Origin of the sequence: Lactobacillus taiwanensis DSM 21401 (assembly GCF_001436695.1) — a bacterium.
GTDB classification, from domain to species: domain Bacteria; phylum Bacillota; class Bacilli; order Lactobacillales; family Lactobacillaceae; genus Lactobacillus; species Lactobacillus taiwanensis.
The window spans coordinates 556,107-579,059 of the sequence record NZ_AYZG01000051.1 but is presented as its reverse complement, the minus strand read 5'-3'; the positions used below and the strand labels follow the sequence as shown (position 1 = coordinate 579,059).

The following is a 22,953-nucleotide window of genomic DNA, read 5'->3' as shown; positions in this document are numbered from 1 at the left end:
GAGAAGGTGTCTTGATGGCTAAAAAGCGAAAACGCAGGTCAAAAAGAAAGAAGACAACTACCAAAAAGAAAAAACAAAGTATGGAATGGGTTCTTACGGGAATAGTACTTGTTTTGGTAGCTGTTTTAAGTTGCGTTCATTTCGGTTTGTTTAGTCAACAGTTGATTAACTTAATTCGATTCTTTGTTGGCGATAGTCACTATTTAGCTAGCATTATCCTTGGTCTTTTTGGCTTAATCATGATTATTTATAATCAACCACCTCACTTTAGTCTAAAGCGGGGTAGTGGATTAGGGATCTTCTATTTAGGTTTATTACTATGGGAAAGTGCTCGCGTTTTTAATCAAATGATGATTCATCAAGGCTTTTTAAATGCCTTCTTAACCTCAATTGGTGAAGAATTTGCTCGAGCTCAAATTACTACTAAAGTTGGTGGTGGATTAATTGGTAGTATTCTGTATCAATTTATCTTTCCAATTTTAGGAACTATTGGCGCAGAAGCTTTATCTTTTTTGATGATGCTAGTAGGTATTTTGATGATTTGCAATGTCAAATTTGCAACTTTATTATCAGGCTTTCAAAAGGGTTCACAGTTAGTAATTGAAAAAAATAAAGATGCTGGAGTTGCTATAAAAAGTAAATATGATGATCTAGTTGAAAAGCATGAGCAGAATAAGCAAGAGAAGTTAAATAATCGAGAAAAACTGATGGATCCATTAGATGATCGCGACGAAACCTTTCCAAGTACGGCTGATTTCACTTCCGATCCTTTTTCAACTAAAACTAAGAAGAATGACAAAGAAGACAATGTTCCTCGCTTTGAACCTCAAATTGAAGTTTCTCAGGATAATGCATCTACACTAGAACCAGAAGTCCATGATTCTTTGACTGAGAATTTACCAATATCACATTCTTATGCCGAAGAAGATCAAAAGATGAAACAAGAACTTCAAAATGTTGATCACGGCGACTTAGAAACTAAACAAGGTACGCAAACTAAAAATGCCAATTATAAAAAACCGCCAATTAATTTGCTAGCATCTATAAAAAATGTTGACCAAAGTCAAGACAAAGCATTGATTCAAAAAAACACAGAAGTTTTGGAGTCTACTTTTAAGAGCTTTGGTGTTCATGTAATTGTGAAAAAGGCAGTTTTAGGGCCGACTGTTACTCGTTATGAAGTACAGCCAGCTGTTGGTGTAAAAGTAAGTAAAATTGTAAATTTGGCAGATGATCTGGCCTTAGCTTTGGCTGCTAAAGATATTCGTATTGAAGCACCAATTCCAGGTAAGCCTTTAATTGGAATTGAAGTACCTAATCGAACTACTTCTGCAGTATCATTTAAAGACGTAATGATCCATCAAGATCCTAAAGCAAAAGATCTTTCATTGGATGTACCGCTTGGTAAAGATGTTGAAGGAAAAGTAATATCAGCTGATTTACGTAAAATGCCTCACTTATTAATTGCTGGATCTACTGGATCAGGAAAATCTGTAGCAATAAATACGATTATTACGAGTATTTTGATGAAGTCTTATCCAGAAGATGTCAAATTAGTTTTAATTGATCCGAAGATGGTGGAATTATCTGTCTATAATGGAATTCCTCATTTATTAATTCCAGTTGTTACTGATGCTAAACTAGCTACAAATGCCTTAAGAAAAACTGTTAAGGAAATGGAACGGCGCTACCAACTATTTGCTACTGGTGGTGTGCGTAATATTACTGAATATAATCAAAAGGTGGCCGAGAATAATGCTGATAAAAATAATTCAGTAATGGAAAAACTGCCGTATATTGTGGTAATTGTTGATGAGCTAAGTGACTTAATGATGGTTGCTGGTCATGATGTAGAAGATGCAATTGTTCGTTTAGCTCAAATGGCTCGAGCAGCTGGAATTCATATGATTTTAGCAACTCAACGTCCCAGTGTAGATGTTATTACTGGTTTAATTAAGGCAAATGTACCGTCAAGAATTTCTTTTGCTGTTTCTAGCGGGGTTGACTCACGTACTATTTTGGATCAGGTTGGCGCTGAAAAGCTCTTAGGACGTGGAGATATGCTTTTTTTGCCAATCGGTGCAGCTAAGCCTGAACGTGTTCAGGGAGCCTTTATTTCAGTAACAGAGGTAGAAAAAATAGTATCTTGGGTAAAGGAACAACAAGAAGCAGTATACAACGAAGATATGATTCCATCGAAGAATGATTCTGACTCTCAGACTAATGATGACGATGAACCAAAAGATGAGTTTTACGATCAAGCAGTAGCCTTAGTAAGAAAACAGCAGTCAGCAAGTGTATCAATGCTACAACGTCGATTTAGAATTGGTTATAATCGTGCGGCAAGAATTGTTGATGCAATGGAAGCTAAAGGCATTGTGGGACCTTCTGAAGGATCAAAACCTAGACAAGTACTTATTCCACCAGAAAAGGATGATGAAAAGTAATTATGACAAATATTTCAATTGACCATAATTTAAAATTTAAAACAGCCACTTTGGGCTGTTTTTTGCGTTTGCCTTTAGATAAAAAACTTTAGCTTTAGCAAATATTTTGGCGTGTATGCAAGGCAATGCAAGTAAAGCATTTCCTGGAATTAAGGTTCAAGCAAGAACATTTTCTAATCTGTATAATGCAAGTTTGCAGGTTTTTCCAGAAGTATTTGGAAACCAAATTATTATTTTCTATACAATAAATTTTGTTGAGCCACGTGAAATCTTAGATCCAGATTATAATTATCAAGTAGTCATGGATGCTTTTTTCAAAGTAGTAAAAGAACCATTGTTTGATGAACAATTACTTGAGTTAGCGAAAAGACAGCTTGGACAAGAAGAAAAACAATATTATGAATTGCCAGCTAATTATGCTCTAAATGGATTTTTTAATACTTGGTATCGAGATACTCCAAATTATCAAAACAGTGTTTTTGGTGATAAAAAAACACTCAGAAATACTAGCTTAGAAGAGGTTAAATCATTTTTCGATACTTTGAAAAATGCTCCCGCTTTTTGTTTAGGACAAGCTCAAGATCCTGATAGCTTGACTGATTTAGTTCAAGAGCAACTTGATTGGGCAGGATATTTTGATGATTTTGTGGTACCGACTCTTGCTATTCCAACCAAAGAAGATCCAATTGAAAAGAAAATCCAATTTAGAAGCGAACAAGCACAATTGTTGATTGGTTATGGTTATGATCAGTCTTTACCAGTATCGTTTAAGCAATTTGGTGGACTCTTTTTAGGTGAATATCTTGCTGGGGATGAATCTTCTAAATTGTTTACTGAAGTTAGAAAAAAATTGGGTGCAGCTTATGCAATTGATGCCACTAATTATGTTAATAATTCTCTTTTCTTGATTAGTACAGGTATTGCAAAAGATAAAGTAGCAGCAGCAACTAAGGCAATAAAAGGTGGTGTAGCGGCAGTTCAAAACGGAAAAGTAGATAAGGATGTCTTTGAAAAAGCCAAGGTTGCTTTGAAGCGTAATTATCAAATAAGCGCTGATCGTCAAGATTTGATATTAATTCAAATGTTAGCAAATGCTCTTAGAGGCTATGACCATTCTTTCGCAGAAAGAATTAAGGAAGTTGAACGCTTCAAAATTGATAAATTAATCGAATTTAGTCAAAAATTGTACTTTAATGAAAGCTATTGTTTAAAATGAAAAAATTAGATGTAACAACCAGAGACTATAGTTCTGGTTTTCGAGCAAAAGTAATTCGCAGACCACTTTTTGCTCAAAAATTTATGGGAATTATTGTGGATTTTGGTGGTAGCAATCCACAGAAATTATGTGGGGGAGCTCATTTTTTGGAGCATAAATTATTTGCTAAAAAGAATGGCGATATTTCACAACAATTTGAAGAAATTGGTGCGTCTACGAATGCCTTTACTACATACAATGAAACAATGTTTTATGCTAGTTTTACCGATCATTGGCGCCAGGTTTTACCATTGATTTTTGAATTAGTAGGAACAACACATTTTACTAAAAGCAATGTTTCTAAAGAAGCAAAGATTATTGCTCAAGAGTTAGCTATGTATCAAGATGATCCTAACTGGCAAGTTAACTATGAATTGATGCAGATGATGTTTCCGAAGACTAATTTAGCAGAAGACTTAACTGGTACCAAAAACAGCCTGAAAAAAATGACACCAGAAATTTTGCAAGAGATTTATGATAATAATTATGTTAGTGGCAAAATGGAATTTGTTGCTTGTGGCGGATTTAGCGATAATCAAACTAAAGAAATCTTGCGTGAAGTAGGAAAGCTTGAAAGAAAGTATTTGATTTCTAAAAAAGTTAAGCAAAAAAAAGCCGCGCTTGTAAATCCTAAGAAGCAACATCAAACAATCTTAGACTCTTCTTTAACTACTTCTCGTGTTGGAATAGGAATAAGATTGCCAAATTTTGAAAAATTGGGTTTGCGAAATAGTACAGCGCAAAGCATCTTGGAAATGATGCTGCAAGCCAAATTAGGGGTAACTAGTACTTGGTTTGAAGAAATGCAAAAACAGGGAGTCTTAAATTCGCCAATGGAATTGCAAGTATCTTATACTACAGAGGGTAATTTTGCGACGATTATTGGTGTTTCAAACAAACCGGATTTGTTTTTAGAAAATACTAAAAAACAATTGCTAGAAGTGCCAATAAGCGAAGAAGCATTTGTCTTTCAAAAGAAAGAAGCCTTGGCTCAGACGATTAGAGAATTTGATGATCTTAGTACAATTGCGATTGAAGAAGCTGAGTACGGTCTTGAAAATGATACGTTTAATGAAGCTGCGTGGGCAATTCAATCTTTAAGTTTTAGTGAATTTTATACAGCAATCGATAATATTTTAGCTAAAAGTGATATATTTACTACAATTTTAAAAGGTAAAGAGGAAGCTGATTAATGAAGCGTGCAATAATTTTTGGTGCTACTGGTGGAATTGGGAGAGCAATTGCTAGTCGACTTGCTGAAACTGGTTGGTCCTTATACATTCATTACAATCATAGCAGCCAAGAAGCTAAAAAAATGGTAGATGAATTTGTTGAAAAATATCCACAACAAGAATTTTTTCCATTAGAACTTGATTTTCTGGCTAAAGATGAGAGTATTAAAAAAATTATTTCAAGTTTACTTCCCTTAAGTGCTGCTATTTTTACACAGGGAATTACAAATTATCAATTTCTTAGCAGTCAGAATCTAGAGCAAATAGAAAACGTTATTCGAATTAATCTTTTAATGCCTATAAAAATTACATCGCTTCTAGAATCACAACTTTTAAATCGTGAACATGGACGATTAATATTTATTGGATCTGTTTATGGCGGGCAAGCTAGTGCATTAGAGAGCGTATATAGTGCAAGTAAAGGTGGCCTATCTAGGTTTGTACAAGGTTATGCTCGTGAAGTTGCGTCAGCTCATTTAACGGTAAATGTTATTGCTCCTGGAGCAGTTGACACACCAATGAACGCAATTTTTGATGCAGAAACTTTAAATGAAGTAAAAAATGAAATTCCCGCTGGAAGATTAGCTGAACCGAAGGATGTAGTATTTTGGGTGGAAAATTTACTTGATGAACGATCGGACTATTTGACAGGTCAAACAATATATGTTGATGGTGGTTGGCTTGTTTAAGTGATGATTAGTTTGGTATACTCATATTTGAATTATTGCAAAAAGTTGAGAGGATATTATGGCAGATATTGGAGATAAATTACGCAGTGCTCGTAAAGCAAAGGGTATGTCAATTGAAGATGTTGAAAAAATAACTAAAATTCAGCGTAGATATCTTACTGCAATTGAAAATAATGATTTTGATCAATTGCCAGGAGATTTCTATGTCAGAGCTTTTATTAGACAATTTGCTGATGTAGTTGGTTTGAATGGTAAAGAATTGCTAGCAGATTATAAGTCTGAAGTACCCGAAGCAAAGCCTGAAGAATATGTCGAAAATTCAATCGACAATAAGAGTGAGAGGATTAAGGAAACCACCAATAACCGTAAAGGTATGTGGCGTAGTTACTTGCCACAGATTGCAACAGTAGTTGGAGTTGTATTAGTAATTTTAGTAGTTTATATTGTTTATACTCGCTTCTTTACTGGTACTAACCAACAATCAGCAAATCAAGCCGAAAATGTAACTGTTTCTTCTTCTCGTATTAAATCTTCAAAATCCAAAACTTCATCAAAGAAGAAATCAATTCCAAAGAATGCAAGTTCAGAGGTTAAAATTTCTAGTTTAGGTAATAATAGTTACCGTGTTAGTGGGATGAAGAATGATCGGACTTTAACTTTAGGAACAACTACTAATGAAGTTTGGGCACAAATTTTAGTTAATGGTTCTTCTGTTTGGCAAGGAACTTTGAAGGCTAATGGTAAACATTCAGTTCAACTACCAGAAAATGTGAATAATGTTTCTGTACAAATGGGAAATAGTGTTTCAACTACCTTAACTTTAGCTGGTAAAAAAGTAGATGCACGTAGTAAAACTAACCCAGCATCACCATTAACTTTAAAATTTACTTTTAATAGCAAAGATAGCAAAAACAGTAATAATCAACAAAATAATGTTGCGACTCAAAACTCTCGTTCTACTAATACTGTAAATACACAAACTCAGCAAAATCAAAATACTCAAAACAGCCAAAGCGTACAAAATAATCAAAATGTGCAACAAAATGTAAAAAATACGCAAGGACAAACAAATACTAATCAAAATAATGGAGGTCAAAGTAACCGTTAATGAACTTACCAAATAAATTAACTATGTTCAGAATCTTTATGATTCCAGTCTTTATGCTGGTTCTAATTTTTAATTGGCCAGCTGGTGGGACAACTTTCTTAGGAACACATATTTACTGGTCTCATGTATTAGCTGCTGTAATTTTTGCTGTAGCTTCAATAACTGACTTTTTAGATGGACATATTGCCCGTTCAAGAAATTTGGTTACTAATTTTGGAAAATTTGCTGATCCATTAGCAGATAAGATGTTAACGATGACAGCATTTGTATTTTTGATCTCATTAGATTTAGCACCAGCATGGGTTGTAGCGATCATTGTTTGCCGTGAGTTAGCTGTTACGGGTTTACGTTTGATTTTAGCTGAAAATAAAGGTCAAGTTTTAGCAGCAAAGATGCCAGGTAAAATTAAGACAACTACACAGATGTTATCAATTATTTTCTTATTATTTGGTGATGTATACTACATTGGTACTATTTTGTTGTATATTTGCCTAATCTTTACTATTTACTCAGGTTATGATTACTTTAGACAAAGTGGCGATGTATTTAAAGGTGAAATATAGATTTGAAAGAAGCAGGAATGCTTCTTTTTTTTGAAAAAAATTATTGGAATTTTGCGTAATAAATTATAGAGAATATAATATTGAACGTTAGTTCGTATTTCTCTTGCTTTTAGGTAATAAAACCAAGTATAATTATTGTAAATGCATAAGGAGGAAGAAATTTGGCTAAAGATGATAAAAAGAAGGCCCTAGATATTGCCTTAAAGAAGATTGAAAAAGACTTTGGAAAAGGCGCAGTTATGCGTATGGGTGAAAAAGTAGACACCCAAATTTCCACTATTCCTTCTGGTTCACTAGCTTTAGATGCAGCTCTTGGAGTTGGTGGATATCCACGTGGACGAATTATTGAAGTATACGGCCCAGAAAGTTCTGGTAAAACTACTGTGGCTCTGCATGCTGTTGCAGAAGTACAAAAGCGTGGTGGAACTGCAGCGTATATTGATGCTGAAAATGCCATGGATCCAGCTTACGCGGAAGCTTTAGGCGTAGATATTGATTCATTGATTTTATCTCAACCAAACACTGGAGAAGAAGGTTTACAAATTGCTGATACATTAATTGCAAGTGGTGCAATTGATATTTTAGTTGTCGACTCAGTAGCTGCCTTAGTGCCAAGAGCTGAAATTGATGGTGATATGGGAGACTCTCATGTTGGGTTGCAAGCAAGATTAATGAGTCAAGCTCTTCGTAAACTTTCTGGAAATATTTCTAAAACTAAAACAATTGCTGTTTTCATTAATCAAATTCGTGAAAAAGTTGGGGTTATGTTTGGAAATCCTGAGACAACTCCGGGTGGTCGTGCTTTGAAGTTTTACTCTACCATCCGACTAGAAGTACGTCGTGCGGAACAAATTAAACAAGGTTCAGATGTTATTGGTAACCGTGTAAAATTAAAGGTTGTTAAGAACAAAGTAGCTCCACCATTTAAAGTTGCTGAAGTAGATATCATGTATGGTAAAGGTATTTCTCAAACTGGTGAATTAATTGATATGGCTGCTGATAAGGATATCATTAAAAAGGCTGGTTCTTGGTACTCATATGGCGATGACCGTATTGGACAGGGTCGTGAAAATGCTAAGCAATATCTTGAAGAACATCCAGACGTTTACGATGAGGTAAAAGCAAAAGTACGTGAAGCATATGGAATTGATGCTAAAGCAATTGAGGAACGAGAAAATCCTGAAAAAGTAAAGCAAGAGCAGGAAAAAGAAAAGGAAGCATCAGCTAGAAATAAAGATATTTCTAACGAGAAAAGTACAAAAAAAGAGTAAACAGATCCAATTAAACCTTGGCATTTAAATGCTAAGGTTTTTTGTATGATTGACATCACTTGCGGATACTTTTATTATTAATAATGTGTGAAATAATTCTATAAAAAGGCGATAGTAAAAGATATGATAAATACAATTTTAGTTCCTGTTGCTGTCGCTATTATTTCTGTCTTTGTTGGAGGTTGTGCTGGTTATAGTATCCGTAAGAATAAATGGGAAACTCAAGCACAAAATGCAGCTCATGATGCAAAACACATCTTGGCAGATGCGGAAAGTAAGGCTAAAGCTGTTGAAGCTGATCTTGCTTCACAAAAAGAAGCAATGAAGAAGGCTGCGGCTGATGCAAAGAAAGAAAAAATCTTGGAGGCACAAGAAGAAATTCATCATTATCGTGAAAGAGTAGATAATGAACTTAATGAGCGTCGACAAGAAGTTTCTAGACAAGAGAATCGCTTACTGCAACGTGAAGATGCAATTGATCATAAAGATAGTCTGCTGGATCAAAAAGATTCCCAGCTCACACAAAAAGAAAACCAAATTAAAAAATTGCAGGCTCACGTCTTGGAAAAAGAAAAGAGAGCCAATCAGTTAATTATTGAACGTGAGCAGAAGCTCTATGAAGTTGCAGAGTTAAATCAAGAAGATGCTAAAAAGATTGTTTTAGATAAACTTTCAGATCAATTAGTGAAAGAAAGAGCTGAAATGATTGAAGAAAGTAATCAACTTGCTCAAGCAAAAGCCGATCATTTTGCTCGTAAAGTAATTATTGATGCAATTCAAAGTAGTGCAGCAGATACAGTTTCTGAAAAGACTGTCTCAGTTGTTAATTTGCCAAGCGATGATATGAAAGGACGTATCATTGGTCGTGAGGGTAGAAATATTCGTTCTTTTGAAGCATTAACTGGTGTAGATGTAATCATTGATGATACTCCAGATGTAGTTGTCTTAAGTGGTTTTGACCCAATTAGACGAGAAATTGCCAAAAGAGCATTGGAGCGTCTAATTAAAGATGGCCGAATTCATCCCGCACGAATTGAAGAGATGGTTGATCGAGCTCGTAAAGAAGTAAATGATGATATTTACGAAGCCGGTGAAAGTGCCTTGATGGAACTTGGCATTCATAAGATGCATCCAGAATTAGTAAAGATTTTGGGCCGATTGAAATATCGTACTTCTTATGGACAAAATGTTTTGTCACACTCTATTGAAGTAGGTAAATTAACAGGTGTAATGGCTGCTGAACTTGGTTTAGACGAAAAAATAGCGGTACGCGCAGGATTATTACACGATATTGGGAAGTCTATTGATCATGAGATCGAAGGCTCCCACGTAGAAATTGGTGTTGAACTTGCACGCAAGTATCATGAACCAGATTTGGTTGTGAATGCAATTGCTGCTCACCACGACGATGTTCCAAAATTATCATTTATTGCGGAATTAGTGGTAGCTGCTGATACAATTTCCTCAGCTCGTCCAGGTGCTAGAAGCGAATCTTTAGAGAATTATATTCGTAGATTAGAGCAACTAGAGACCATAGCGAAAGGCCATGTTGGTGTTAAGCAAGCATATGCAATTCAAGCAGGCCGTGAGATAAGAGTAATGGTTGAGCCAGATAAAATTTCTGACGCTCGAACTACTATTTTGGCTCATGACATTAGAAATCAAATCGAACAAGATATGGAATATCCTGGTAACATTAAAGTTACAGTTATTCGAGAAAAACGTGCTGTTGCAATAGCTAAATAAAAAAGACGAATCTTTAAGATTCGTCTTTTTTATTTATAGTTTATTGTGTTTATATTTAGTGGTAGGTATAATGAAAAAAGAAGTTTAGAAAGTAGATTGTTATGTTTCAAACAATTGTAAAAATATTCTTATTAGTAATCATTACTGCTGCTATAACTCCTTTTATTAGAAAATTAGCTTTTGTATTAGGTGCGGTTGATAATCCAAATGCTCGTCGTATTAATAAAAAGCCAATGCCTACTATTGGTGGACTAGCAATCTTTGTTGCTTTTAATATTGGACAATTTGTCTTATTGAGGCAGGATTTTCCAACTCATGAACTTTTTTCTGTATTATTAGCATCTAGTGTTATCATTCTAACTGGATTAATTGATGATATTTTAGAATTAAAGCCAAGACAGAAGATGTTTGGAATCTTTATTGCTGCTCTAGTAGTATATTTTTTAGCGGAAATTAAGGTAAAAGAATTAAGCTTGCCACTCTTAGGACATGTTCAGTTAGGCTGGTGGAGCTTTCCACTAACTATTTTCTGGATTTTAGCTTTAACCAATGCTGTTAATTTAATTGATGGCTTGGATGGCCTTGCTACCGGAGTTACTATGATTTCACTCGTAACGATGGGAATTGTAGGATTTTTCTTTCTGAAAAGTTGGCAACATTATGTTCCGATTACCTGTATTATGCTTGCGGCCTGCTTGCTAGGATTTTTACCCTATAATTTTCATCCAGCAAAGATTTTTCTAGGAGACACGGGAGCGCTTTATATCGGATTCATGATTTCCGTATTGTCTCTAAAAGGATTAAAAAATGTAACTTTTGTATCTTTATTAGTTCCAATACTTATTTTGGGTGTCCCAATTACTGATACTGTTTATGCAATGATTAGACGAAAATTAAATAAGAGAAATATTTCACAGGCTGACAAGCATCACTTGCATCATCAATTGTTGAGAATGGGTCTAAGCCATCGTCAAACAGTTTTAGCAATTTATGGAATATCGCTTATTTTTTCATTTGTGTCATTGCTGTCACTTGTTTCTCCAAGATGGGGAATTTGGCTATTAATTTTAGGCTTATTATTTGCGGTAGAATTATTCGTCGAAACTATTGGCTTATTGGGTGAAAAATATAAGCCCTTACTTCATTTCTTGCAGAGAACAATTAATAAGATGGAGCGTGCAGATCCAGAGGTAAAAGTAAGACGTTTAAATAAAAAAAATACAGACAAAAAAGATTTACATTAGTGTATAGCACTAACGTAAATCTTTTTTTATTGCTCATGAAAATTGAAATCGGTAATGGGAATTTCATTAAAGCGTTGATCAAGCTTTTTAAATTCTACTTTTCCTGATAATAAATTAGTTAGATCTTCTTCAACTTGAGGTATTTGCTCAAGATCTAGAAAAATTTGAATAGTTACATCAGTAGTATAGGCTTGGTTAGCAATTAAAATTTTACTTTCTTCTAAATAATGATTAACTTCATCAAGACGATTATAAGGAATAGAAAATTCAATTCTTTGTTGCATAACGCATTTTACAACACCAATGCTTTGAGCGGCTTCGGTAATTGAATTAGAATAAGCCCGAATTAATCCGCCAGCTCCTAATTTAGTACCGCCGAAATATCTAGTAACAACTGCGGTTACGTTTTTTAATTTCATTAGTTGAAGAGCTTTTAGTTCTGGAATACCAGCCGTCCCAGATGGTTCACCATTGTCACTTGCCTTAACTTGGTCATCGTTTAAGCCGATTGTGTAAGCATATGTATTGTGATTTGCATCATGATATTTTTTAGAAATCTTCGCAATAAAGGCTTGAGCTTCTTCAACAGTTTTAGTTCGAGTAAAGGAACAGATAAATCTACTTTTCTTAATAACTATTTCATGTTGTCCTGATTTACTAATGGTTAAATAATTTTTTCGCTTTAACGACAAAAAATCGCCTCCAATTGCGTAATTAATATTAGGGTGATCGAAATGAATAAATTAAAAGGACGGCAATGGATCTATGATCAAAATAACCATAACATAAACATTAAAACGACAAAAGTGCCAGCAATGATAAATGGAGTTTGCCAAAGATGTAATACTGAATCGTCTTTTAGCCTGCCAGATGGACGCAAGTATTGCAGAGAATGTATTGGGCTAGGGAGGATAAGTGAAGGGGATGAATTAGAGAGAAGTTTAGAGAGCAGTTCATATTCGCCTTTACTCAATCCACTTAGTTGGAACGGAAAGCTGACAGAACAACAAGATGTGATTTCAAAAGGACTCGTTCAATCATTTAAGGAAAAAAGAGATCATTTAATTCATGCCGTAACTGGGGCTGGTAAGACTGAAATGCTTTTTAAGGTTGTAGAGACTGCTTTGAAAAATGGAGCAAGAGTTGCAATTGCAACACCTAGAATTGACGTAGTGGATGAATTATTTCCACGTTTTCAAATAGCTTTTAAAGCTGTAAAGATTGGTAAATATCACGGACGAGAATATCACGAAGCCGAAGATGAACAATTTATCATTTGTACTACGCATCAACTTTTAAAATTTTATCAAGCATTTAATTTGATTGTGATTGATGAAGTGGATTCGTTCCCATTTTATGAAAACAAAATGCTACACTTTGCCGCTGAAAAAGCAATCAAAGAAACGGGTTGTACCTTTTTTCTAACAGCAACACCTGATGAGGAGTTATTAAAAAAAGCAAAAAGAAAAGCTATAAATTATTCCTTACTTAAAAGGAGATTTCACCAAGGTTTGTTACCGGTACCTAAAGAAAAATACTTTTTAAAACCATTTATTTCTAAAAAAGGTAAGATTCATCCTGCCTTAATTAGTCAGATCAAAAAGATTCTTACGATGAAAAAGCCGCTTTTAATTTTTGTCCCTCGAATTAAAGAACTACCAATTTATCAGCAGCATTTAAGGACATCGTTTAATAAAAATAAAATTGTTAGCGTCTATGCAGGAGATAAAGAGAGACAAGAGAAAGTAGCTAAATTTCGTACAGGAGAAATCGATATTTTGTTAACAACAACTATTTTAGAGCGCGGGGTAACCTTTAAGCATGTTCAAGTAATTGTGATTGCAGCTGATGATCCAATTTATAATACACCCAGTTTAGTTCAAATTGCTGGAAGAGTAGGACGAAGTGCCGATGATCGAAATGGATTAGTAATGTTTTGTTATCACAAATATACGAAAAGCCTAAGGGCAGCCATGAAACAGATTAGGATGATGAATAAATGAGTAAATGTTTATTGTGTAATTCTAATTTTAGAAGACAAATTAATTACGAAAAGTTGCTTTCTTTTACTAAAATTAAAGAAAAATATACTTGTAATTTTTGCTTAGAAAATTTTGCTAAAAAGTCGAGTAAATTATGTAGGGGATGTAGTAAAGAAGTAAAGAAAGAAGGTTTATGTTCTGATTGTCTTCAGTGGCAAAAAATATATGGAAACAATTTATTAGACAATAAGTCTTTATATAAGTATAATGACGCTTTCCATGATCTTATGGTGCGATATAAAAGATATGGTGATTATATTTTATGTCATGTTTTAGTTGAATTAATTGATAATTTACCAGTAGCTGATTATTATGTCCCTGTACCTAGTTCTCCTAGCCATTTGGAGAGACGCGGTTTTGATACGATAAGGTCTATTTATCAGAACTTAGTTCCGCTGACTAATTTATTAATTAAAAACGATAATGAAAAAGCACAAGGCGAGAAGAATAGGAATGAGCGCTTATTAACTAAACAGACATTTCTAGCTATTAAAAAGGAAAATATTAATGGAAAAATTTTATTATTGGATGATATTTATACTACTGGGAGGACGCTTTATCATGCGCGGGATGCACTTTTAGAAGTATATTCTAATTGTGAAATAAATAGTTTTATAATAAGTAGATAAATCATTAGTAAAACCGCTTACAATTTGCTATACTAGATATGTAAAGAAAAACGTCATAAGACGTTGGAAGGAGAATCTACAATGTTAAAATACAATGTTCGTGGAGAAAATATCGAAGTTACTGATGCCTTAAGAGATTATGTTCAAAAAAGATTGACAAAGCTCGAAAAGTACTTCGAAATTAATTCTGATGTAATTGCTCACATCAATTTGAAGGTTTATCCAGATCACACTTCTAAGGTTGAAGTAACTATTCCACTTCCATACTTAGTTTTACGTGCAGAAGATACAACTGATGACATGTACAAGAGTATTGACTTTGTTTCTGAAAAGTTAGAGCGTCAAATTAGAAAATACAAGACTCGTATTAACAGAAAGAGTCGTGAAAAGGGACTAAAGGATTTCTTCTATGAAGATTTAGAGGAAGAAAAGAAGACCCCTAAAGAATTTGATATTGTTCGTAACAAGCACTTAGACTTAAAGCCAATGAGTGCTGAAGAAGCGGTTTTACAAATGGATCTATTAGGTCATGACTTCTTTGTTTTTGAAGATGCAGATACTAATGGAACAAGTATTGTTTATCGCAGAAATGATGGTCGTTACGGCCTAATTGAAACTAACGAATAATTAAGGTGATTTTAAAAATTAATAGTCTCTTAAGCAATAATAAAGCTTGAGAGGCTTTTTCTTGCAATAGTAGGTTTCTCATTTTTACAATTTAATGTTAAAATTACATAGTATTATTTTAGATTTGTGCACAAAATTTAAACTTAAGGACCGATTAAATGGCTAATATTCTTAAAAAAATTTATGACAATGACAGAAAAGAATTAAAGAAATTTGAAAAATTAGCAACTAAGGTAGAATCTTTAGCAGACGAATATGAAAAGTTGTCTGATGAGCAATTACAAGCAAAGACACCTGAATTTCGCAAGCGTTTAGATAATGGTGAAACATTAGATGATATTTTGCCAGAAGCTTTTGCGACAGCTCGTGAAGGTGCTAAGAGAGTTTTAGGATTATATCCTTTCCGCGTTCAAATTATTGGTGGTATTGCACTTCACTATGGTAATATTGCTGAAATGATGACTGGTGAAGGTAAGACTTTAACTGCGACTCTACCTGTTTATTTGAATGCTTTGACAGGTAAAGGTGTTCATGTTGTAACGGTTAACGAATACTTGTCTAGCCGTGACGAAAGTGAAATGGGACAGCTTTATAAGTGGCTAGGTTTAACTGTAGGTTTGAACCTTAACTCAATGTCTGCAGATGAAAAGCGAGACGCTTATAATTGTGATGTTACTTACTCAACCAACTCTGAATTAGGTTTTGATTATTTAAGAGATAATATGGTTGTTTACAAGGATCAAATGGTTCAACGTCCGCTTAACTATGCAATTATTGATGAGGTTGACTCGATTTTAATTGATGAAGCTAGAACACCTTTGATCATTTCTGGTCAAGCAGAGCAAGCAAACAGTGAATATATCCGTGCTGATCGTTTTGTCAAAACTTTAACTGAAGATAAAAGTGACGATGATGCGGATGATGATGAAGATCATGGTGACTACAAAATTGATTGGCCAACAAAAACTATTAATTTAACTAATCAAGGAATTAAAAAAGCTTGTGAACACTTTGGTTTAAAGAACTTATACGATATCGATAACCAGGTTTTAGTTCACCACATTGATCAAGCTTTGAGAGCTAACTACCTTATGTTAAAAGATATTGATTATGTGGTACAAAATGGAGAAGTTATGATTGTTGATTCCTTTACTGGACGAGTAATGGAGGGACGTCGTTACTCTGATGGACTTCACCAAGCTATCGAAGCTAAAGAAGGAGTTAAGATCCAAGAAGAATCTAAGACTCAAGCAACAATTACTTATCAGAACTTCTTTAGAATGTATAAGAAATTGGCTGGTATGACTGGTACGGCTAAAACAGAAGAAGAAGAATTCCGTGAAATTTATAACATGGAAGTTATTACTATTCCTACTAACCGACCAATTGCACGTAAAGATTTGCCAGATATCTTATATCCAACTCTTGATTCAAAGTTTGAAGCTGTAGCAAAGGAAATCAAAGAACGTCATGCAAAGGGACAACCGGTTTTGGTTGGTACAGTTGCGATTGAAAGTTCAGAGCGTTTAAGTCAAATGCTTGATCAAAAGGGCATTCCACATGCAGTTTTGAACGCCAAGAACCATGCTAAAGAAGCAGAAATTATCATGAATGCTGGTCAAAGAGGAGCAGTTACAATTGCAACGAACATGGCTGGTCGTGGTACTGATATCAAATTAGGGCCTGGTGTTAAAGAATTAGGTGGCTTAGCAGTTATTGGTACTGAACGTCATGAATCTCGTCGTATTGATAATCAGCTTCGTGGTAGATCTGGTCGTCAAGGAGATCCTGGTATAACAAGATTTTATCTTTCATTAGAAGATGATTTGATGAAGCGTTTTGGTGGAGATCGCGTAAAGCTCTTCCTTGATCGAATCTCGAATAATGATGACTATAAAGTTATTGAATCACGGATGATTACTAAGCAAGTTGAATCAGCTCAAAAGCGTGTTGAAGGTAACAACTACGATACTCGTAAGCAAACTTTGCAATACGATGATGTTATGCGTACTCAGCGTGAAATCATTTATGGTGAAAGAATGCAGGTTATCTCTGAAGAAAAAACATTGAAGCCTGTATTAATGCCGATGATTAGACGGACTATTGATCATCAAGTTGATATGTATACACAGGGTGATAAAAAAGATTGGCGTAATGATCAGTTAAGAGATTTCATTTCGTCTGCTATTACTGATGAAGAAACTACTAAAAAGCTTAATATGAAGCACTTAAGTGCTGAAGAATTAAAGAAGCGTCTTTATAAGATAGCAGAAGATAATTATGCTGAGAAAGAAAAGCAACTTGCTGATCCAGAACAAATGCTAGAATTTGAAAAGGTTGTTATCTTGCGTGTTGTAGATGAACGCTGGACTGATCATATTGATGCAATGGATCAATTGAGACAATCTATTAGTTTGAGAGGATATGGTCAACTTAATCCATTAGTGGAATATCAAGAAGCAGGCTATAGAATGTTTGAGGAAATGATCAGTGATATCGAATTTGATGCCACCCGTCTATTTATGAAGGCTCAAATCAGACAGAATATTAGTCGATAAAACAAAAAGGGAGGCAGATAATGTCTCTCTTTTTTGCTATTATTAAAGTAATAATAATTTAAGTAATGCGAGGAATTAATATGGAAATTAGTGAAATTCAAGCAGAATTAAATAAGCTTAGTCCTAAATTAGATCACTTCAGGAGGTCTCTTTGACTTCGACTCATTAAGTGAAAGTATTGCAATTAATGAGCAGAAAATGGCTGAGCCTGGTTTTTGGGATAATCAAGATCAGGCACAGAGTTTGATTAGTGAAACTAATCAAATGAAGGAAAAAAGTGAGAATTTTAAGAATCTTGAAGAAAAATTTGATGATGCTCAAACGGCCTTGGAACTCCTTAAGGCAGATCCAGATCCTGAATTAAGTGAAGAATTATCCGAAGAAATGGGTTCTTTATCACAAAGTTTTCATGATTATGAATTATCATTACTGTTATCAGATAAGTATGATCAACATAATGCTTTGATGGAAATTCATCCAGGTGCTGGTGGTACCGAAGCCATGGATTGGGCTGATATGTTGTTAAGAATGTACCAACGTTATGCTTCTAACCATGGTCTAAAATTCGAAATTGAAGATTATGAACCTGGTGAAGAAGCAGGAGCTAAAAGTGTAAGTATCCGAATTCAAGGCAAGAACGCCTTTGGCTTACTTAAGTCGGAAAATGGGGTTCATCGTCTTGTAAGAATTTCACCTTTTGATTCAGCTAAAAGAAGACATACTTCTTTTGCTTCAGTTGAAGTAATTCCTGAAATTGATCAGAGTATTGAAGTTGATATTAATCCAGATGACTTACGAATTGATGTTTATCGCTCTAGTGGTGCTGGTGGACAGCACATTAACAAGACTTCAAGTGCCGTAAGAATTACCCACTTGCCAACTGGTATTGTTACTTCATCTCAAGCTCAACGTTCTCAGCTTCAAAACAGAGAAACTGCAATGAATATGTTGCGTGCTAAATTGTTCCAGCTTGAAGAAGAAAAGAAGAGAAAACAAACCGAAGAGCTTAAAGGGAATCAAAAAGAAATTGGATTTGGTTCACAAATTAGATCTTATGTTTTTCATCCATATAATATGGTAAAAGATCATCGAACTAATTTTGAAACCAGTGATGTAAATGGTGTAATGGATGGAAAATTAGATGATTTTATCTATGCCTATTTACAATGGTTATTAAGTCAAAGAAATCCAAATTAAAGTTGAAGGAAAAAACCTATGGGATTTGTAACTATTTTAATATTAGTATTGGTTGCCTTGGTTATTTTGAGTATCTTGTTTGCAGTATTTAAGTTCTTTATTGGACTTTTACCACTTGCATTAATTGTTGCTTTGATAATTTGGCTAATGGCTAAGTTTTCAGGTAGTAAAAAAGATAATAAGGTTTCAGATACTCATAATCCAGTTCAGCATCCTGCTAATAATCAAAAGCGAAAGAAAGCACGAAATGTTTCAGTCAAAGATGTAGAAGATAAAGAGGACAACAAAAATGGTTGAAGCAGTTAAAGTTAGTGAATTAGTAAAAGATGTTCCTTCACTTAAGATTGTTGAAGGAAAAGAATATTTAAATGAAAAGGTAATTAATACTTCTGATATCTCACGTCCTGGATTAGAATTAACGGGATATTTTGATTTTTATCCTAAAAATCGAATTCAGCTTTTAGGGAGAACCGAAATTTCTTACAGTGCTCGCTTAGATCATGATTTGCGTGAGAGAGTATTCAATAAAATGGCTACTCCGGAAACACCTTGTTTTATCGTGTCTCGTGGATTGCCAATTCCTTCTGAATTACTTGAAGCAGCGGATAAAGAAAATATTCCGGTTTTCTCTAGTAACATGGCTACCACACATCTTTCTAGTGTTATTACGCAGTTCTTAGATGAGCAATTAGCTCTTAGAAAGAGTATGCATGGTGTATTAGTCGAAATCTATGGTATGGGTGTACTAATTGTTGGTAATTCTGGTGTTGGTAAGTCTGAAACTGCCCTAGATTTAATTAAGAGGGGCCATCGTTTAATCGCAGATGATCGAGTTGATGTTTATCAAAAAGATGACAAAACCGTAGTTGGAGAAGCTCCAAAAATTCTAAAGCATTTAATGGAAATTCGCGGAATTGGAATTATTGATGTCATGAGCTTATTCGGAGCTGGTGCGGTTAAGAATAGTACTGAAATCAAACTAATTATTCGTTTACAAAATTGGGATCCTAAAGCTAATTATGATCGTTTAGGATTTAATGAAAAGACGCAAGAAATTTTTGAAGTAGATGTACCGCAAGTAACTGTCCCAGTTAAAGTTGGTCGAAACTTAGCAATTATTATTGAAGTTGCAGCCATGAACTTTAGAGCTAAGAAGATGGGATATGATGCAAGTCAAAAATTTGAACAGAATTTAACTGAGTTAATTTCAGATAATTCTAAAAAAAGTGAGGGTGAAAATAAAAAATGAGTTTAGCGTTAAATCCCGTAGCCTTTACTTTAGGATCACTTCAAGTTAAATGGTACGGGATCTTAATGGCTACTGGTGTATTGGTAGCAACTTTAATGGCTATTAATGAAGGTAAAAAAAGGCATATCCTGCCTGATGATTTTATTGATTTCCTTCTTTGGGCAGTTCCAATTGGCTTTATTGGGGCACGTATTTATTATGTGGTTTTTGAATGGGGTTACTTTTCACAGCACCCAGATCAAATAATCGCTATCTGGAATGGTGGAATTGCTATTTACGGTGGATTAATTGCTGGATTAATAGTCTTGTTAGTTTTCTGTCATCAGAGAATGTTACCACCGTTTTTGATGCTTGATATTATTGCTCCGGGTGTTATGGCTGCTCAGGTAATTGCTAGATGGGGTAATTTTATGAATCAGGAAGCGCATGGTGCAAAAACAAGTTTGGCGTTTCTAGAAAGTTTACATTTACCTCATTTTATTATTCAGCAAATGTATATCAATGGCGCTTATTATCAACCAACTTATTTATATGAATCTACTTTAAACTTGATTGGTTTGATTTTGATTTTAAGTTTACGACATAGAAAACATCTCTTTAAGCGCGGCGAAATCTTTTTAAGTTATGTGATTTGGTATTCAGCTGTTCGTTTCTTTGTTGAAGGGATGAGAACTGATAGCTTGTATATTGCTAATACAATTAGAGTTTCACAAGCCTTAAGCTTAGTATTATTCTTTGGTGCGATTATTTTATGGGTTTATCGGCGTAAAGTTGTAAAGCCAAAATGGTATTTAGCTGGTAGTGGATTGAAATACCCGTATAATAGAGATTGAAAGAAATAGGTTTTATAGAAAGTTTGAGTAAGAAAATGGCAAAAATTACAGTTTTAGGTAATGGTTCATGGGGTTCTGTTCTTGGATCAATGTTAGCAGATAACGGAAATGATGTTGTGTTATATGGAAACATTGATAGTGTTAACAAAGAAATTAACGAACACCATACTAATGCTCACTATATGAAGAATTGGAAGCTTAATCCAAATGTCCCAGCTACTGGAAATTTGGAGAATGCTTTAGATGGGGCTGAAATTGTTTTATTTGTTTTACCAACTAAAGCAGTACGTATTGTTGCTAAGAAGGTACGTAAAATATTAGATAAAACTGGTGCTACTCCTCTATTAGTAACTGCTACTAAAGGAATTGAACCAGGTAGTAAAAAATTAATTTCAGATATTTTAACTGAAGAAGTTTATCCTAATAATAGTGAAAGAATTGTTGCTATTTCTGGTCCTAGTCATGCTGAAAATGTGGCCCAAAAAGATCTGACTGCAATCGCATGTGCTTCTACTAGTGAAGAAAATGCTAAACGAGTTCAAGAATTATTCTCAAATAATTACGTTCGCTTCTATACTAATGATGACTTAGTTGGAGTTGAAGTAGGTGGAGCAGTTAAAAATGTTATTGCAATTGCCGCTGGTATTTTAGTTGGTAAAGGATATGGCGATGATGCTAAAGCTGCTTTAATGACTAGAGGGTTAGCTGAAATTACTCGTTTAGGCGTTAAATACTTTGGTGCTAAGCCAATGACGTTCTCAGGCCTTTCTGGTATTGGTGATTTAATCGTAACGGCTACTTCATCTAATTCTCGTAATTGGCGTGCTGGGAAGCAAATTGGTGAAGGAAAGAGCCTGGACTATGTCTTAGAAAATATGGGACAGGTTGTGGAAGGTGCTACTACTGTTAAAGCTGTCCATGAATTAGCAGAAGAAAAGAATATTGATATGCCGATTAGTGAAGCAATTTACCGTGTTCTTTACGAAAATGCTGATGTTGATGAAGAAATTAAGACAATGATGGGAAGAAACCCAAAGCCTGAAATTCAACTTTAGGCAAAAAGATTGCAATTTTTATTTTTTAATAGTAAGATATACTTACGAAAAGTAAGAATTGAGGCGAGAATATGTCTGAGAAAAAGACTTATGATGTAATCGTAATTGGAGCAGGTCCTGGTGGATTGACTGCTGCATTATATGCCGCTCGGGCCAACTTAAAGGTTGTAATTCTTGATCGCGGTATTTATGGTGGTCAAATGAATAATACAGCTGGTATTGATAACTATCCTGGCTTTGTAGATATTCAAGGACCTGAATTAGGTGAGAAGATGTATCAGACTGCAACAAATGCTGGAGCTGAATTTGCGTATGGCGACGTTCAAAGTATTGAGCAGGATGGTAAGAAGAAAATTGTTAAAACTGATTCAGGTGAATATGAAGCTAACGCTGTTGTTATTGCAACTGGTGCAGTTCATAAGCATCTTGGAGTACCAGGTGAAGAAGAATATGCTGGAAAAGGTGTCTCTTACTGTGCGGTATGTGATGCTGCTTTCTTTAGGGATGAAGATGTTGCAGTAATTGGTGGCGGTGATTCTGCTATTCAAGAAGGCCTTTACTTAGCTCAATCAGCTAAGTCGGTTACTGTTATTCATCGTCGTGATCAACTTCGCGCAAAGGCTGAATTACAAAAGAAGGCCTTTGAAAATGATAAAATGAAATTTATCTGGAATGCTCAGACTGAAGAGATTGTTGGCGATGGAAATAAAGTAGTCGGCGTTAAATACAAGGATAAAGAAACTGGTGAAGAAAAAGAAGTACAAGTAGCTGGTGTATTTATCTATGTTGGTATTCAACCACAAACTGCTGCCTTTAAGGACTTGGGCATTACTGATGAACAAGGCTGGATCTTAACTGATGACCATATGCGTACTAGACTTGATGGTGTCTTTGCCTTAGGGGATGTTCGCTCTAAGGAACTTCGTCAAATCACTACGGCTGTTGGTGAAGGAAGTATTGCTGGTCAAGAAGTATACAATTACTACCAAGGCTTAAGTGAAGAATAAGACCTATCTAAAATTAAAAGCTGTCTATCATGAGTTGGTAGACAGCTTTTGTTGTACGTGAAATTAAAATTATTATTTTGCTTTATTCTCTACTTATCTTCATAGCCCTTTGGGTGGCTTTTGTGCCAGTTCCAAGCAGTTGCGATAACGTCATCAACATTTTCATGTTTTGGCTTCCAGCCTAGAACTTTACGTGCCTTA

General features: G+C 34.7%; 20 protein-coding genes and 1 pseudogene. 19 read left to right on the top strand and 2 right to left on the bottom strand.

Going from position 1 to position 22,953, the window contains the following annotated elements:
* The first annotated feature begins 14 nt into the window (after nt 1-14).
* The 9 genes from FD18_RS09095 (at nt 15) to FD18_RS09055 (ending at nt 11,555) form a co-directional block, all read left to right on the top strand.
* On the top strand, nt 15-2,447 hold the full coding sequence (locus FD18_RS09095) for an FtsK/SpoIIIE family DNA translocase (protein WP_057719590.1): 2,433 nt from the start codon (nt 15-17) through the stop codon (nt 2,445-2,447).
* A gap of 115 nt (nt 2,448-2,562) precedes the next feature.
* Nucleotides 2,563-3,663, top strand: a complete 1,101-nt coding sequence (locus FD18_RS09090; protein ID WP_235499917.1) for a M16 family metallopeptidase — start codon at nt 2,563-2,565, stop codon at nt 3,661-3,663.
* On the top strand, nt 3,660-4,895 hold the full coding sequence (locus FD18_RS09085; RefSeq protein WP_057719589.1) for a M16 family metallopeptidase: 1,236 nt from the start codon (nt 3,660-3,662) through the stop codon (nt 4,893-4,895). The genes FD18_RS09090 and FD18_RS09085 overlap by 4 nt, the downstream gene beginning before the upstream one ends.
* On the top strand, nt 4,895-5,623 hold the full coding sequence (gene ymfI, locus FD18_RS09080; RefSeq protein ID WP_057719588.1) for an elongation factor P 5-aminopentanone reductase: 729 nt from the start codon (nt 4,895-4,897) through the stop codon (nt 5,621-5,623). The genes FD18_RS09085 and ymfI overlap by 1 nt, the downstream gene beginning before the upstream one ends.
* A 58-nt stretch (nt 5,624-5,681) precedes the next feature.
* The gene (locus FD18_RS09075) at nt 5,682-6,731 is read left to right on the top strand and encodes a helix-turn-helix domain-containing protein (protein WP_057719587.1); all 1,050 of its coding nucleotides are present in this window, start codon (nt 5,682-5,684) and stop codon (nt 6,729-6,731) included.
* Nucleotides 6,731-7,294, top strand: a complete 564-nt coding sequence (gene pgsA / locus FD18_RS09070; RefSeq protein WP_057719586.1) for a CDP-diacylglycerol--glycerol-3-phosphate 3-phosphatidyltransferase — start codon at nt 6,731-6,733, stop codon at nt 7,292-7,294. The genes FD18_RS09075 and pgsA overlap by 1 nt, the downstream gene beginning before the upstream one ends.
* Before the next feature lie 161 nt (nt 7,295-7,455).
* Nucleotides 7,456-8,565, top strand: a complete 1,110-nt coding sequence (gene recA, locus FD18_RS09065) for a recombinase RecA (protein WP_057719585.1) — start codon at nt 7,456-7,458, stop codon at nt 8,563-8,565.
* Between the two features lie 123 nt (nt 8,566-8,688).
* Nucleotides 8,689-10,311, top strand: a complete 1,623-nt coding sequence (gene rny, locus FD18_RS09060) for a ribonuclease Y (RefSeq protein ID WP_057719584.1) — start codon at nt 8,689-8,691, stop codon at nt 10,309-10,311.
* Between the two features lie 101 nt (nt 10,312-10,412).
* Entirely contained in the window at nt 10,413-11,555 is a 1,143-nt protein-coding gene (locus FD18_RS09055) for a glycosyltransferase family 4 protein (RefSeq protein ID WP_057719583.1), read from the top strand.
* Nucleotides 11,556-11,581: 26 nt separating this feature from the next.
* Here FD18_RS09055 and FD18_RS09050 read toward each other — a convergent pair whose 3' ends face one another.
* Nucleotides 11,582-12,247, bottom strand: coding sequence for a YigZ family protein (locus tag FD18_RS09050; RefSeq protein ID WP_057719582.1), 666 nt, complete (start codon nt 12,245-12,247; stop codon nt 11,582-11,584).
* 123 nt (nt 12,248-12,370) lie between these two features.
* Between FD18_RS09050 and FD18_RS09045 the strand changes: the two genes are divergently transcribed.
* The 10 genes from FD18_RS09045 (at nt 12,371) to trxB (ending at nt 22,752) form a co-directional block, all read left to right on the top strand.
* A complete protein-coding gene (locus tag FD18_RS09045) occupies nt 12,371-13,558 on the top strand; it encodes a helicase-related protein (RefSeq protein WP_235499926.1) in 1,188 nt (395 codons plus the stop codon).
* Complete coding sequence (locus tag FD18_RS09040; RefSeq protein WP_057719580.1) at nt 13,555-14,226, top strand: ComF family protein; 672 nt, start codon at nt 13,555-13,557, stop codon at nt 14,224-14,226. Before FD18_RS09045 ends, FD18_RS09040 begins: the two co-directional genes overlap by 4 nt.
* 81 nt (nt 14,227-14,307) lie before the next feature.
* Nucleotides 14,308-14,853 carry a ribosome hibernation-promoting factor, HPF/YfiA family gene (gene hpf, locus FD18_RS09035; RefSeq protein WP_057719579.1) on the top strand — a complete coding sequence of 182 codons (546 nt, stop codon included), beginning with the start codon at nt 14,308-14,310 and terminating at the stop codon, nt 14,851-14,853.
* Between the two features lie 158 nt (nt 14,854-15,011).
* Nucleotides 15,012-17,411 carry a preprotein translocase subunit SecA gene (gene secA, locus FD18_RS09030; RefSeq protein ID WP_057719578.1) on the top strand — a complete coding sequence of 800 codons (2,400 nt, stop codon included), beginning with the start codon at nt 15,012-15,014 and terminating at the stop codon, nt 17,409-17,411.
* An 80-nt stretch (nt 17,412-17,491) separates the two neighbouring features.
* Nucleotides 17,492-18,608, top strand: a protein-coding gene (gene prfB, locus FD18_RS09025; protein WP_143464499.1) for a peptide chain release factor 2 whose coding sequence is annotated in 2 segments (ribosomal slippage) — nt 17,492-17,563 and nt 17,565-18,608 — 1,116 coding nt in all. Because the reading frame shifts where the segments join, the coding sequence is not laid out codon by codon here.
* 18 nt (nt 18,609-18,626) lie between these two features.
* Complete coding sequence (locus tag FD18_RS09020) at nt 18,627-18,905, top strand: hypothetical protein (RefSeq protein ID WP_057719576.1); 279 nt, start codon at nt 18,627-18,629, stop codon at nt 18,903-18,905.
* Complete coding sequence (gene hprK / locus FD18_RS09015; protein ID WP_057719575.1) at nt 18,898-19,857, top strand: HPr(Ser) kinase/phosphatase; 960 nt, start codon at nt 18,898-18,900, stop codon at nt 19,855-19,857. The genes FD18_RS09020 and hprK overlap by 8 nt, the downstream gene beginning before the upstream one ends.
* Nucleotides 19,854-20,690 carry a prolipoprotein diacylglyceryl transferase gene (gene lgt, locus FD18_RS09010; protein WP_057719574.1) on the top strand — a complete coding sequence of 279 codons (837 nt, stop codon included), beginning with the start codon at nt 19,854-19,856 and terminating at the stop codon, nt 20,688-20,690. The genes hprK and lgt overlap by 4 nt, the downstream gene beginning before the upstream one ends.
* Before the next feature lie 35 nt (nt 20,691-20,725).
* Complete coding sequence (locus tag FD18_RS09005; protein WP_057719573.1) at nt 20,726-21,745, top strand: NAD(P)H-dependent glycerol-3-phosphate dehydrogenase; 1,020 nt, start codon at nt 20,726-20,728, stop codon at nt 21,743-21,745.
* Between the two features lie 71 nt (nt 21,746-21,816).
* Nucleotides 21,817-22,752, top strand: a complete 936-nt coding sequence (gene trxB / locus FD18_RS09000) for a thioredoxin-disulfide reductase (protein ID WP_057719572.1) — start codon at nt 21,817-21,819, stop codon at nt 22,750-22,752.
* 89 nt (nt 22,753-22,841) lie between these two features.
* Here trxB and FD18_RS10310 read toward each other — a convergent pair.
* A pseudogene (locus tag FD18_RS10310) lies at nt 22,842-22,953 on the bottom strand (UDP-glucose 4-epimerase GalE); the annotation flags it as partial.